General features: G+C 63.2%; 11 protein-coding genes. 3 read left to right on the forward strand and 8 right to left on the reverse strand.

Going from position 1 to position 13750, the window contains the following annotated elements; genetic code table 11:
* The first annotated feature begins 91 nt into the window (after nt 1–91).
* Complete coding sequence (gene panC / locus HMPREF0043_RS01515) at nt 92–961, forward strand: pantoate--beta-alanine ligase (RefSeq protein WP_040317606.1); 870 nt, start codon at nt 92–94, stop codon at nt 959–961.
* Nucleotides 954–1394, forward strand: a complete 441-nt coding sequence (gene panD, locus HMPREF0043_RS01520) for an aspartate 1-decarboxylase (protein WP_021601025.1) — start codon at nt 954–956, stop codon at nt 1392–1394. The genes panC and panD overlap by 8 nt, the downstream gene beginning before the upstream one ends.
* A 609-nt stretch (nt 1395–2003) precedes the next feature.
* Here panD and HMPREF0043_RS01525 read toward each other — a convergent pair.
* The 6 genes from HMPREF0043_RS01525 to HMPREF0043_RS10925 all read right to left on the reverse strand — a co-directional run bounded on the left by HMPREF0043_RS01525 (nt 2004) and on the right by HMPREF0043_RS10925 (nt 8431).
* A complete protein-coding gene (locus tag HMPREF0043_RS01525) occupies nt 2004–2717 on the reverse strand; it encodes a hypothetical protein (protein WP_021601027.1) in 714 nt (237 codons plus the stop codon).
* Nucleotides 2714–3151: a hypothetical protein gene (locus HMPREF0043_RS01530; protein ID WP_021601028.1), complete on the reverse strand. Its 438-nt coding sequence runs from the start codon at nt 3149–3151 to the stop codon at nt 2714–2716. Before HMPREF0043_RS01530 ends, HMPREF0043_RS01525 begins: the two co-directional genes overlap by 4 nt.
* Nucleotides 3152–3549: 398 nt before the next feature.
* The gene (locus HMPREF0043_RS01535) at nt 3550–4287 is read right to left on the reverse strand and encodes an ESX secretion-associated protein EspG (RefSeq protein WP_021601030.1); all 738 of its coding nucleotides are present in this window, start codon (nt 4285–4287) and stop codon (nt 3550–3552) included.
* A complete protein-coding gene (locus tag HMPREF0043_RS01540; protein ID WP_021601031.1) occupies nt 4284–4739 on the reverse strand; it encodes a hypothetical protein in 456 nt (151 codons plus the stop codon). Before HMPREF0043_RS01540 ends, HMPREF0043_RS01535 begins: the two co-directional genes overlap by 4 nt.
* Nucleotides 4739–6145 (reverse strand): hypothetical protein, encoded by a 1407-nt coding sequence (locus HMPREF0043_RS10920; protein WP_156897473.1) that lies wholly within the window; start codon nt 6143–6145, stop codon nt 4739–4741. The genes HMPREF0043_RS01540 and HMPREF0043_RS10920 overlap by 1 nt, the downstream gene beginning before the upstream one ends.
* An 807-nt stretch (nt 6146–6952) precedes the next feature.
* Nucleotides 6953–8431, reverse strand: coding sequence for a WXG100 family type VII secretion target (locus tag HMPREF0043_RS10925; RefSeq protein WP_021601035.1), 1479 nt, complete (start codon nt 8429–8431; stop codon nt 6953–6955).
* A gap of 741 nt (nt 8432–9172) precedes the next feature.
* Between HMPREF0043_RS10925 and lysS the strand changes: the two genes are divergently transcribed.
* Entirely contained in the window at nt 9173–10720 is a 1548-nt protein-coding gene (gene lysS / locus HMPREF0043_RS01565) for a lysine--tRNA ligase (protein ID WP_021601038.1), read from the forward strand.
* 350 nt (nt 10721–11070) lie between these two features.
* Here the strand turns inward: lysS and HMPREF0043_RS10930 are convergent, their stop codons facing one another.
* A complete protein-coding gene (locus HMPREF0043_RS10930) occupies nt 11071–11631 on the reverse strand; it encodes a hypothetical protein (RefSeq protein ID WP_021601039.1) in 561 nt (186 codons plus the stop codon).
* A gap of 410 nt (nt 11632–12041) precedes the next feature.
* Entirely contained in the window at nt 12042–13712 is a 1671-nt protein-coding gene (locus HMPREF0043_RS01575; protein ID WP_021601040.1) for an MFS transporter, read from the reverse strand.
* Between the last annotated feature and the right edge of the window lie 38 nt (nt 13713–13750).

Below are 13750 nucleotides of genomic sequence, written 5' to 3' on the forward strand. Positions count from 1 at the left end.
CCGCCCCTACCGCCGGGATGCGGCGGTGAGCGCTCCGGCGGCGAGCGCACCGTTTCCGCCTGGTGAAACGGCCTCGTCCTCGCCCGGTAGACTGGTGCGCGTGACAGAAGTTGCACGCACCAAGGCCGAATTGGCCACCGCCCTCGCTTCCTTGGAGGGGACGAGCGCGCTCGTCATGACCATGGGGGCGCTCCACGAGGGGCACCTCGCGCTTGTGCGCGCCGCCCGCGAAGCGGCCGACAACGTCGTCGTCTCGATCTTCGTCAACCCCCTGCAGTTCGGGCCCGATGAGGATTACGAGGAGTACCCGCGCGATCTGGCTGCCGACCTCGCCCTTCTCGGCACGGTCGGCGTTGAGGCCGTCTACGCCCCCGAGGCAGCGGAGGTCTACCCGCGCGAGCCGCTCGTGCGGATCGATCCCGGGCCGGTGGCGGCCCTTCTGGAGGGTAAGACGCGCCCCACCCATTTCGCCGGCGTGCTGCAGGTGGTCCACAAGGTGCTCAACCTGGTTCGCCCGGACATGGCCTTCTTCGGCCAGAAGGATGCCCAACAGCTCGCCCTCGTGCGCACGATGGTCGCCGACCTGGACATGCCGGTGGAGATCCGCGCCGTCCCGATCGAGCGCGACGTCGACGGCCTGGCCCTGTCCTCGCGCAACTCCTATCTGTCGGCCACCCAGAGGATCGAGGCCCTCGCGCTCTCGCAGGCCCTCGTCCTGGGCAAGGACGCCGCCGCCCACGGCCTTCCCGCCGCCGGCGTGCGCGAGGTCGCCCTGCGATACCTCGCCGAGGCCCCCGGAGTGCGGCTCGATTACCTGGCTCTCGTCGATCCGCAGACCTTCCAGGAGATCGGCCCGGACGAGGGCGCGGCGCCGGCCGTCCGCTCTGCCTTGCTGGCCGTCGCCGCCTGGGTCGGCCCTACCCGCCTCATCGACAACATGGAGATCGAACTTCATGGCTGACCGTCGCCTGCGCCGGATGATGACCGGCAAGATCCACCGCGCCACGGTCACGGGCGCCGATCTGCACTACGTCGGCTCGGTGACCGTCGACGCCGATCTCCTCGACGCCGCCGACATCCTCCCCGGCCAGGAGGTCGACGTCGTCGATGTGACGAACGGGGCCCGGCTGACGACCTACGCCATCCCCGGCGACCGCGGCTCGGGCGTCCTGACGATCAACGGAGCGGCTGCCCACCTCGTCGGCGAGGGCGACACCGTCATCCTCATCTCCTACTCGCTCCTCGACGACGCCTCGGCGCGCGCCTACCGGCCTCACGTCGTCTTCGTCGACGCGGGTAATCGCATCGTCGAGCGCGGTGCCGAGCCCGGCCGGGTCCCTTCAGGCCACGGCTTGACGGGTACGGGCCTGCCCTTCGCCGACGCCCGCGGGTGAGGCCCCGCGAGCGATCTGGCGCCCGCGGATGATCTAGCCGATCCGGCGCCCGCGGATGACCTGACCGATCCGGCGCCCGCGGATGTTCGATGCCCCGCGCGACCCGTCCGTCGATTCCCCGGTTCGGGAACGCACGTCGGGAGTGAACGTGCAAGCTGCGGGTGTTCCGAGACGGCGCCGACGGCCCATCCGTGCTCTCCGCTGGCGCTGCGGAGAGCGTTGCGGACATCGAACGGACCGGGGCTCGCAGGTGCTCTCCGCCGGCACTGGCGGGGATGCCTCTTCGGATGGTCCCTGCGCGCGATGCACTGCGCCTGGCGGCGATCCCGGTCGCGTCCCGACGTCGTTGGCGCGATGCGACCGGATCTCGTAGGCGATCGATCTAGGGGAGCGGCAGGCCGACCGTGACAGCCAAGGGGTTGAAAACCGTCTCGTCGACCTGCCACAATGAAGTCTATACGTGGGCAGTGGTTGCTTCAAGGGCCGCTGACGGGTAGCGGCACCCGGAGAATCCAGCCCGGGGAGTTCCTACCGGGGAGAGTTTCCCGTTGCGCGAATCTTTTCCGTTGTGGACGTTGTGGACCCGGTGGGGGATCTGGCCGTCGCAGGCTAGCTCTCGAGGCTGATGAGGTGGGACAGGTGGCGCCACAGGGTCATCGTCGTCATGGGGGCCAGTGCGGCGGTCTCGCCGTCGATGACTATGTCCAACAGGCCGTCCGGCGTGTCGAGGAAGCAGACCGTATCGCGTACCTTCGCGGTCCCGTCCTCCACGGTGTGGCCTTGGAGGAGCCAGCACCGCCAGCCGCCGGCGTCGATGGCGTGTGAGATGGTCGGCCAGGACCCCTCGATCGCGTCGGCCAGGTCCGTCCACGGCTCGGCGGCGTCCCCGCTGGGCTCCAGGACGTTGTTGACGAGCGAGGCCGGGACGGTCTGGCTCTCGGGTTCGGTCAGCTGAGGCCGGGGCCCCAGGTTGAGCAGTTCGACGATGGACGGGGGGACGATCCCGCGTTCGACGCGTTGCAGGATCGTGTAGTCGCCGTCGATCTGGTCGAGGAGCCCGACGCCGTCGGCTGCGACCCACACGCTGGCCGAGCGCAGGGCTCCGGCGTCCGATCCGAGGACGTGCACGACGCCGGCCATGCCGGTCAGGCCTTCTAGCAGCTCCTGGGCGGGATCCGTCAGGGCGGTGCCGTCCAGGACGTTGAGGTCCCACAGCTCCCTCAGTTCGCTGCGCGGCACCCGCTCACCGGCGATCACCGAGCGGAGCGCGTTCCAGCTTCCGTGCCGGAGTCTGAGCCGCGGCGCGATGTCGGTCGTGTTCATCGGGGGATCTCCTCGCCTCTCATGCTGCTGGCGATGCCGGTCAGGGTGTCGGCGAGCGTCGAGAACTCGGCGGTCGTCGAGGTGGCGGTGATGACGAATCCCCGCCTGCTCACGGCGTCGACGTACGTGAAGAGCATCTGGGTCAGACTCAGACCCTCCATCGGAAAGGTCGTGAGGTACACGCAGCCGGCGTGCCCGTCGATGTTCGCGTCGCCTATGTCCAGGACGTGGAAGGGCTGATACTGCTCGGAGGAGAGCTCGGCGACTCCGGCCGCCCATTCGTAGGGGGAGGAGTCGATGTCGTCGGCGTGCGCGACGAGCACCGTCGGCGCGTAGTCCAGGTGCCCCTGCGGGCCGACGACTAGGAGATCGGCGGCCTCGAGCCCCGGGGGGAGGGGCGCCTCGGCCCAATCCTTGGGAAGCGTCATGAACATGTCGTGGTCCTATCGTGGCCGGTTTCCGTGTGGGCTGCCCGCTGCCGAGGACGTTCAGCGCCTTCTCCCCGGAGCCCTTTCCTTTCAGGAGCGCCCGCGGCTCTGGCTGTGGAAGGCGGGAAGGCCGGCGGCGTCCCGCTCGCCGCCACGGCGGGGCCGTCCCAGCGGGGATCGGCCGGGCGCGGCGATCGGAGGCGAGGCAGCGGGCGAAGGCCCGCCGTCCGCCGCACGGCCCAGCGCTCCGCCAGGGCGGGCGCCGTCGGGTCTAGAGACTGCTCCACCCTAGGGACTATACGTGCAGCGGCTATCGGAGTCACGTCATATGCTCATGTGTCGGCGGATTCGAAGCGGTGTCTCCGGTCGGAATGGGATCGGAGGCACCGCTTCCGTCAGCGCCCTTATGTGGAAGGCGCGATGAGGGTGAGGATGTCGATCCAAATGTCGGAAGGCATCATGGACGTCGCCTTCACGGTCTCCACTTCGTCGTCTGCCTCGGAATCCTCGTCGCCTTCGGGGCTCACCCGCAGCATGCCCGATGACGTGTCGAGCACCGCCATGGATCCCCGCGACTGCATAGGCGTCTCGGCGCACGCGTAGGCTTCCAGGGTCCAGAAGCGCCATTCGCCGTCGACCAGGCTCGCGTAGGCGTCCGGCCACATGGGCCGGATGTTGCGGGCGAGGTCCTCCTGGGGAGGGTTGTCGGAGTCGTCGGCCCGCTCGAAGATATCCTGGAAGAGCGTGGCCGGAAGGACGTCTGAGACGTCCAGGCGCTCCGACTTGCGTGGCCCGATGCTCAGAAGCTCCACCAGGGCCAGAGGCAGCATGCCTTGGTCGACGCGACGCAGGATGGTCCACTCTCCGTCGGTCTGGACCAGGAGGGAGATCCGCTCGGGATCCACGAAGGCCAGGAGCGCGTGGAGGCTTCCCGCTTCCGAAAGGTAGAGCTCGATAAGCCCGACCGGCTCGAAGAGAGCGTGCAGCAGATCTTTCGCCGTATCCGTCAGGTCGCCGTCGGCGACGACGCCGCGCGCTTCGAGGTCGGAGAGGACGTCTTGCCCGACGTCCTCTCCGTTCACCAGCGCCTGCAGCGCCTCCCACAGGTAGACGGGCAAGGAGAGGTTGAGTCCTTCGATCATGCCGGCCTCCCGGGGATTTCGAAGCTGTGAGCCATGGTCGCGAAGGTGTCGACGTACTCCGGGTACTCGGCGCTCGCGCAAGTGAACGTCAGCACGTAGCCTGTGGCGGGGCCGCCTTCCGGCCGGTCGATCAGCGCGAACTGCTCCTGCGTGACGTTCAGGGCCTCCACCGTGAACGTGGAAACGTAGACGAGGGCGGGATGTTCGGCGATCGTGGTCGTGGCGGAGTCGATGACGTGCAGGGTCTTGAAGATCTGCTTCTTCATCATGTCGATCGTCTCGCCGATCCACTCTTCGAGCGACCCCGTGACTTCATCGTTGTGATTGAGGACCACGGTGGGCGAGTAGTCCCGATAGCCGGGAGGCCCTACCGCCAGGAAGTCGTTGGGAAAGCCATTGGGGGAGGCGTCGACGGGACGCCAACCGTCGGGGAGTTCGATAGTCACGTTCATCACCAGAATTTTAGCTTCTTGGCCTTATCGGAGACCCAGTTCTTCGCTGCTTTGATGTCTTCGGACGGCTTCCAATTGTCGATGGCCTTCGAAACGGAGCTGTCGAATGTGTTGTGGATCCAATCGCCGCCCATCCTTCCTAGCTTTCCGCCTATGTAGCCTCCTGCGGCTCCGGCGACTGCCGCGCCGGGGCCCGTCCACGAGAACAGTGCCGCGCCAGCCGCACCTCCCGCGGCCGATCCTGCGGCTTCGGCCGCCGCGGGAACGGCATCCCATGCGCCTTTCGCCGCCGTGCGGGCGACCTTGTCGCCTGTAGTCAGCGAGGGATTGGCCGAATCGTGCTTCCACTGCTCAGATCCGCCCTTATAGGCGTCGTAAGCTACAGAGCCGATGCTGAGGGCCGTTCCCACGGGGCCGAGGACCTTGCCGGCTTTCGACGCGTATTTGCCGGCTTTCGACCCCCATTCGAACGCTTTGTCCAAATGCAGCTTCTTCGCTCCCGATGCGGCTCCTGCAGCGAGATGCCGTCCGCCTTCCCCCAATTTCTCCCAATTCTTGGGGTCGGTCAAGCCCTTCATGGCCTTCCCGTTTTTGAAGAAATCGAATCCGCCTTCCAATCCCTTCAGGTGCCTGCCGAATTTAAAGCCGAACCCTTTAGAGTTGAGGGCAGCTTTCGTCCCGTGTATGATATCTGTAACTGCCTTACTAGCGTTTTTCGTAAGTTGCCCACCAGCCATCATCAGACCCAGCCCACCATATTTGAGTGGATCTATAAGATAACTACCAATCTTTCCTTTCAGCTTTTTTGCCAAGGCTAGCTTCCCTCCGCCCGCTATGGCGGCGATATCGGGGAATACTATCCCGAAACAGCTTTCTTGAAAATCGTCATGGGCCTTCTTTTCTTTCTCTCTAGCTTTTGAAACATTATCAGAGATAGTATTGTAATGCGTGACTTTTTCATTATAATCGTCGACTTGTTTCGCTTCTTCCGCAGTGACGGTTACTTGTTGAGGGTTGGAATCAAATGTAGCCTGGCCTAGACAAGCTGGCTTAGTGGGTTCTTTTATTGTTGTGCCTTCAACTGTTAGGCCGTAGGTTGTGGCATCCGAAATCGCGGTTTCCAATGTGCTTTTTACGGAATCGAGTTCAGTTTTAAGTGAATCTACCGCTTTTTTGAACGTATTGACGTTTCCCGAAAGGCCCGACAGGTCGGTCTCTGCGGAACTGGCGGCGGTGTCAAACGATGCGGAGCTCAGGCCTGTCCATTCGTCGGTGGCGGTGGAGTGGCCTGAACGCAGCTCGCTCGCCCATGTATCGGTGATACTTGTGGACAGCGTGCTGAGGCTGGACGACAGGTTGCCGATTTCCGTAGGATTTCCGTCGAATTTTGCGTCAATGGGTGGCATGGATTCTCCTAAAACTTCAAATTGAATTCAATGAGTGCAATTTAGTTTCAATGGTCGGAACTAGTTGCGCATTGAATGTCACTTTGTACGTCTCTGTCAGTGGAGTCGAAGCATTCGGCGTCAGTGGACAGCGTCGAGGCGAGTTGCGATGCCTTGGTGGCGAGGTCGGAGAGGCTGGTTCCCAGAGTGCTGCACACGTTATCCGCCCAACTTTGGGAATCTCCGAATCCTGACGCCGTAAGTGACTCTTGGTTGTACATGCCACTGGATGCCGAGTCGTAGTGCGTCTTCGCCGTGCGAAGGGAATCCGTGTTGACGGTGAAGGTGCCGTCCATGTGAACCTCGATTCTTGAGAAAGCCGATGCATCAACGGGAGACGTGGGGAGGTCTCCCCCTGCCGGGAAACTTTAAGGCAGAAGCGCGCCGGCTTTGAAGAGGCTGCTATGGGCACCGTAATCCGGGGAATTCTCCCAGTTGAACTGCGGAATGGGGGATGCGAGGGCGCGCAATAGCCGGCGGCGTTCCCGGCGTTCGCGCAAATCGGGGATCCGACCACCAGCCTCCACCCAGACCGTCCAGACCGTGACGACATCCTGCGCCTGCGCAATCCGGGGATCCAACCCCATTCCCGTTCTGCGCCCACGCGGAACTCGATGTTCACGCGGATAACCACCCCGGCCGAATGCGCACCTGCGGCCGGGGTGGTGTCGTACTCGCTGAACCGCGCAGAGAGAACGCAGAGATCGGTGTCGGGAAAACAACGGAACGCCGTCTGCCGGACAATCGACAGTCCGATAGTCACACTCATCACCAGAATTTGAGTTTCTTGGCCTTATCGGAGACCCAGTTCTTCGCTGAGTCGATTTGTTCGGACGGCTTCCAATTGTCGATGGCTTTCGAGACGGTGCTGTCGAATGTGTTGTGGATCCAATCGCCGCCCATCCTTCCTAGCTTTCCGCCTATGTAGCCTCCTGCGGCTCCGGCCACTGCCGCGCCGGGACCGGTCCACGAGAACGCCGCTGCTAAAGCACTGCTTCCCGCGGCCGATCCTGCGGCTTCGGCCGCCGCGGGAACGGCGTCCCATGCTCCCTTAGCCACTGTGCGGGCGACCTTGTCGCCTTTAGTCAACGAGGGATCGACCGAATCGCGCGCCCACTGCTCAGATCCGCCCTTATAGGCGTCATAGCCTACGAGGCCAACGTCGATGGCGGTTCCCAAGGGGCCGAGGAACTTGCCGGCTTTCGACGCATATTTGCCGACTTTCGGCCCCCATTTGTCTAAATGTATCTTTTCCGCTCCCGATGCGAGACGTTTAGCAAGGCTTTTTCCTCCATATCCACCAAAATGATCTGTTGCTTTGCCTATTTTTTTACCCGCAGTCTCCCAGTTTTCATCATTGTTGAGATGATGAAACATTCTTCCTTCGCCATGTTTGTAAGAATATTTTTTATGATTTTGAAGTCTGCTTTTATTATTGTCTACATGTCGTCCTTTAAATACTTTTACTTTACCATTTTTAAACTTAATATTGACATCTCTTATATATAATTTACTTTTTATACTTTTTCTAATTTTCATTAGTGTTCTATTAGTAGAAGCATTAATCTGCATATTAGCAGCTAATCTACTTAATGTTGCATGTTTAAAGATTCCTGCAGCGATTTTAATTTTTCCATTCCAACTTTTAATTGTCTTAAGTTTATTTTGTACGTCTAAGTCGGTTTGATCAGGAAATTCTATGTCAAAACAGCTCAATTGGAAGGCTTCATGAGCTTTCTGCTCTTTATCTCTGGCTTTTGAAACACTGTCAGATATATCGTTGTAATGTTTTACTTTTTCATTATAGTCATCAACTTGTTTTGCCTCTTCTTCGGTGACGTTAACCTGTTGGGTCATACCGGCAACTGGTATGGAAACAAGGCAGAGTGGCTTAGTCGGTTCCTTTATTGTTGTCCCTTCAACTGTAAGACCATAAGTTGTTGCGTCTGAAATAGCTGTTTCTAATGTGCTTTTTACAGAGTCGAGTTCGATTTTAAGGTCATCTACGGCTTTCTTGAATGAACTAACATCTTCTGAAAGATCTGACAAATCGGTTTCAGCGGAAGTCGCATCAGTATCAAAGGCTGTAGCGCTCTCTCCGGACCACTCGTCGATGGCGGTGGAGTGACCTGAACGCAGCTCGCTCGCCCACGTGTCAGTAATATTCGTAGACAATGTTTCGAGACTAGTTGATAGATTGCCGATTTCTGTAGGATCTCCGTCGAACTTTACGTCTATATCTGACATCTGGTCTCCTAAATGTAATTTAAATTGTCAGATGAACATTTGGTGGTTAAGACGTTGCGCATTGGATGTCGCTTTGTACGTCTTGGTCGGTGGAATCGAAACATTCGGCGTCAGTGGACAGTGTTGAGCCAAGTTCCGATGTATCGGAGGCGAGGTCGGAGAGGCTGGTCCCCAGAGTGCCGCACAGTTCCTCCGCCCAACTTTGGGAGTCGCCGAATCCTGACGCCGTAAGTGACTCTTGGTTGTACATGCCACTGGATGCCGAGTCGTAGTGCGTCTTCGCCGTGCGAAGGGAATCCGTATTGACGGTGAAAGTGCCGTCCATGTGAACCTCGATTCTTGAGAAAGCCGGTATATCAACGGGAGGTACGGATATATCAAGGGGAGGTAAGGATATATCAACGGGAGGTACGGGAACGTCTCCTCTATTGCGACGACTCTAAGACGAGGCCACGCCGGCTTTGAAGAGAAGATGATGGGTACCGTAATCCGGGAAACTCTCCCAATTGGATGTGCGGAGCGGAGAATGGCTGCGAGATGGGGAATCCGAATGCGTACAGTGGCGGCGGCGTCTCCCGCCGGGCATAAATCTCCATACGGGTGGATTCGACATCCGCGACGCGATCGCCTGCCGGGCTCGGTTTCTGCGCGGAAACCGCTCCGTGCCAGGCAGCCCCGCCTGCCTCGACGACCTCGGCCGGGCTCGGCGTGGGAGCGGTTCCGCACGCTAGTCTTGTACCCGTGAACTCCAACGAGGCGCCCGAGAACGCGCAAGCCCAGGCAGACGACACACCCGAGCAGATCCAGGTGCGCCTAGCCAAACGTCAGCGGATGATCGACGAAGGGCTGGAGCCCTACCCGGTCGAGCTCCCCGTGACCGCGACGATCCCCGAGATACGATCGGCCTACACGGGCCTCGGGCCGGGCGAGGAGCTCGCCGACGTGGATCTCGGCGTAGCGGGCCGCGTCATGCTCACCCGCAGCGGCGGGAAGATCGCCTTCGCCACCCTCCAGGACGGCCCGGGCAACCGCATCCAGGTCCTGCTCTCCCAGGCGAACGTGGGGGAGGGCTCCCTCGCGCGCTTCAAGGCCGACGTCGACCTGGGCGACCACCTGTTCGTCGAAGGCCACGTCGGGACGTCCAAGCGCGGGGAGCTCTCCGTGTTCGCCCACTCCTGGCGGATCGCCTCGAAGGCCATTCGCCCCCTGCCCAAGGTGTACAGGAATGCCGAGGGCGAGGACGTCTCCCTCTCCGAAGAGGCGCGCGTGCGCATGCGGCACCTCGACCTCATCATGCGCCCAGCCGCCCGGGACATGGTGCGGTTGCGCGCCGGGGTCATGAAGTCGCTGCGCGCCAACTTCGACGAGCGCGGCTACACGGAGATCGAGACCCCCATGCTCCAGACGATCCACGGCGGGGCGGCGGCCCGCCCCTTCAAGACGCACATCAACGCCTATGACGAGGACCTCTACCTGCGCATCGCCACGGAGTTGCATCTGAAGCGCGCGGTGGTCGGCGGCGTCGACCGCGTCTTCGAGATCAACCGGAATTTCCGCAACGAAGGGGCGGATTCGACGCATTCGCCCGAGTTCACCGCCCTGGAGGCCTACGAAGCCTACGGGACGTATGACACGATCGGGGAGCTGACCAAGGACCTCGTCCAGCGCGCATGCCGGGACGCCCTGGGAACCACGGCCGTGACGCTGGCCGACGGAACCGAGTACGACCTCGGCGGGGAGGCATGGGACCGGCTCGACCTGTACGCGTCCGTCTCGCAGGCCGTCGGCGAGGAGATCACGGTGGAGACCCCCCGCGAACGCCTCGAAGCCCTCGCCGAGGCGCACGGCATCGGCGTGGCGCCCTTCTGGGTACCCGGAAAGATCGTCGAAGAGCTCTTCGAGGAACTGGTCGGCTCGAAACTGTGGGCGCCGACCTTCGTCTGCGACTTCCCCGAGGACACGTCGCCTCTGACCCGCCCGCACCGCTCGAAGCCGGGCCTGACGGAGAAATGGGACCTGTACGTGCGCGGCATGGAGCTGGCCACCGGCTACTCCGAGCTCGCCGATCCGGTGATCCAGCGCGAGCGCCTGGTGGCCCAGTCGCTGGAGGCCGCCAACGGCGACCCGGAGGCCATGCAACTCGACGAGGAGTTCATCCAAGCCCTCGAGCAGGGCTTCCCCCCGTGCGGCGGCATGGGCATGGGGATCGACCGGCTTCTGACTGCCATGACGGGGCTGGGCATACGCGAGACGATCACCTTCCCCTTCATCAAGCCGCAAGGGAAGTAGCGGGTTTCGGGTGGCGGAGAGGCCGAGAGGGGAGGATAGCCGCTGACGCGCGAGTCGGCTCCCCTCTTGACATCCGGCGCGGCGAAGGCTGCCTGTAGGGCGGCGGCGGGGACTCCCACGCGCATGCGTCGATTTCACACCCGGCCCCGGTGCGCGCCCGACCCCGTTGCGCGGCGGCCATTTCACTGACTTCAATCCGCGGAATTCAGGGAGCGCTTGCATTCGGAAAGAGCGTCAGTGTGCGGCCGTCGGTGCGCGACCGAAAGAGGGTTGGGGGCGCGCTCGCGCCCCCAACCGACCGTTGAGACCTGATTGTTGAGCTGTCTCTTCTTCTACGGCGTCCAGGCGGCCTATTCCGTCACGCTCGGCATCGGCGCCGGCTGCGCATTCCTCATGCGTTCAGGAGTCCAGTAGTCCCTGACGACCTGGCTGGGGGCGTCGATCCGGTGGGAATCCGACGTCCCGCTCGAGCTGGACGCTCCGTCCGGGTTCGCCGGCGACGTCGTCGCGTTCGGCGTGCCGGTCTGCGCGGGGGAGGCTGCACTCGGTTGGGACGTGGGCGCCGCCGGTACTGCTGGTGTGCTCGAAGCGGCGTGCTTGGGCGCTCTGCTCGGCATGGCGTGCTTGGGCGACCTGGCAGGCTTGGCCGCCGGTGCGCCGGGCTCGCCCGACCCGGCGGGTCTGGTGGGTTCGGCCTGTTTGGCGGGCTCCGCCGTCGATCCGACGGGTTCGGCCGGCCGCACGACGGTGCCGTCGGGGGAGACGACCGGAGCCGTGACGGCTATGGTGTCGCTGGATTCCGAATCCGATTCCGAACTCGCCGCCCCGCTGGCGTAGGACGAGAGTGCAGAGGCCGGCAGGACTACGGCGGATGCGACGAGCACCCGAGAGGTGATTCTTTTTGTTCCCATGCGAGCTCCTAATCCGATTGGCGGTGTGGTCGGTCTGAAGTGAGGTTCCAGGATCGCCGTGCTGTCGATGCCAGGCGCCCATGCGACGCGTGAACGCCAATATGTGTGATTTCGCACCTATAGAACACATCATATTGTCACCGCATCTTGCCGTCAACGGTTTTATCGGCAATTCTCGATGGGGAGGGACACCGTGAGTTTGCCTGAAGGCGGATACCCTCGGCCGGATTCGCCCTGGTGGGCTTTTGCGGCGGGACGGCCCCCTAAGACTCGGGTCTCCGGGAAAGGCCGAGCCCCCGGGTGCGGGGCGCCGGGCGATTTGAGGAATGTCTGGACTGGAGACAGCGGCTGAGCCCCCGGGGTGGGATGCCCGGGGGCTCAGCCGTTCGGATTCCAGCGGCCTTGAGGGCTCAGGGCTGGGAAGCCCGGGCCTGAGCGGCTTGTCGACGCGCGCGGAAGGTGGCCACCGCTGCGCCGATGGCGAGCAGCAGCGCGCCGGCCGCCAGCGCCCACACGAGAACCATGAAGCCGCCCCTGTAGGCGCTGATCTGCGCCTGGTCGGCCAACTGCCCGCGCAGACCCCCGATGATCCGCTTGCCCTCCGGAGAGTTGGGCAGCGCCTGGGCCTTGGCGAGCGCCTGAGCGGCCATCTCCTTGAGCTGACCGGCGTGGGAGGCGGCGTAGTCCCTGGCGTGTTGGGAGGCGTAAGTCGCCAGGGCGGCCACGCCGAGGGAGGAGCCGATCTGCTGGGAGGCGTTGAGGACGGCCGAGGCCAGGCCTGCGCGGCTGCCCGGGACGCCGCGGGTTCCGGCGTTGAACGCGACCGGACTGGCGCATCCCACGCCCAGGCCGAGGACGATCAGACCGGGAAGGGCGACCTGCGCGTAGTCGGCGTCGACCGTTACACGCGAGAGGATGAGGAAGGCAATGGCGGATACCGCTAAACCGGCCGGCAGCATGAACTTCACGCCGAGTCGAGGCAGAAGGGCCTGCCCCACGACGGTCGCGCTCACCACGATCCCGAAGACCATGGGCAGCATGGCCAGGCCGGTGCGCATCGGCGAGTAGTCGAAATGCCTCTGGAAGTAGTACGTGATGTAGACGACGGATCCCATCTGCCCCGCGCCGACCATGAACTGGGTCAGATACGACCCCGCGCGCGTGGGGTCGGAGACGATCCACAGCGGAAGCACCGGTGCGTGGGCGAAGCGCTCCCTGACGACGAAGGCGACGAGGAGGGCTCCTCCGACGGCGAGCCAGGCGACGGTCGAGCGCGCCCCCCACGAATGCCGTTCGGCCTGGTCGAAGCCGAAGACGAGGCTGAAGATCCCGATGCAGCCCAGGGCCAGCCCGAAGACGTCCTCGGCGAGGGCGCTCGAACGCTCTCCGGCCCGCGGAGTGGGAAGGCTTCGCCGCCCGAAGAGGAAGGCGACGACCGCGATGAACATGTTGATGTACAGCGCCCAGCGCCAGTCGAGCAGGTCGGTGAGCGCGCCGCCCAGAATGAGGCCCGTCGCCGCGCCGACGCCGCCCGTCGCGCCGAGCGTGGCGAATGCGCGTCCCCTCTCGTTGCGGTCGGTGAAGGTCGCGTTGAGCAGCGCGAGCAGCGTGGGGGCCAGAAGCGCGCCGAAGGCGCCCTGCGACGCCCGAGCCGAGGCGAGAACCGCGAAGGAAGGGGCGATTCCGGCCACGAGACTGGAGACGGCGAAGCCCGTCAGGCCGATGTGGTATGCGCGCCGGATGCCCAGGATAGCGGTCAGCCGCCCGCCGAAGAGCACGAGGCCTCCGAAGGCGAGGGTGTAGGCGGTGACCACCCACGGGCGCTCGGCCGCCGTCATCTTCAGGCTCTCCTGCATGTCCGGCAGGGCGACGGCGATGATCGTCATGTCCAGCACGATCATGAGCTGGGTGGTGACGGCGCTGGTCATCACCGCTCGTTTCCGGCGCTGGTCTCGTTGAGAGGTTCGCTGATCCGCCGTGGCGTCCGAGTGGTCCGAGGCGCCCGCCCGGTCGGGGCGAGTCGAAGAGGTCTTCACGGCCGAAGTCCCACCGGAGGCGGTGTTCTCCTTGTCCGCTGCCATATGCGCTCCTAAATCGAAACGATCGTTTTCCTATGTCG

This window comes from Actinobaculum sp. oral taxon 183 str. F0552 (genome assembly GCF_000466165.1).
In the GTDB taxonomy this organism is placed as follows: Bacteria; Actinomycetota; Actinomycetes; order Actinomycetales; family Actinomycetaceae; genus Peptidiphaga.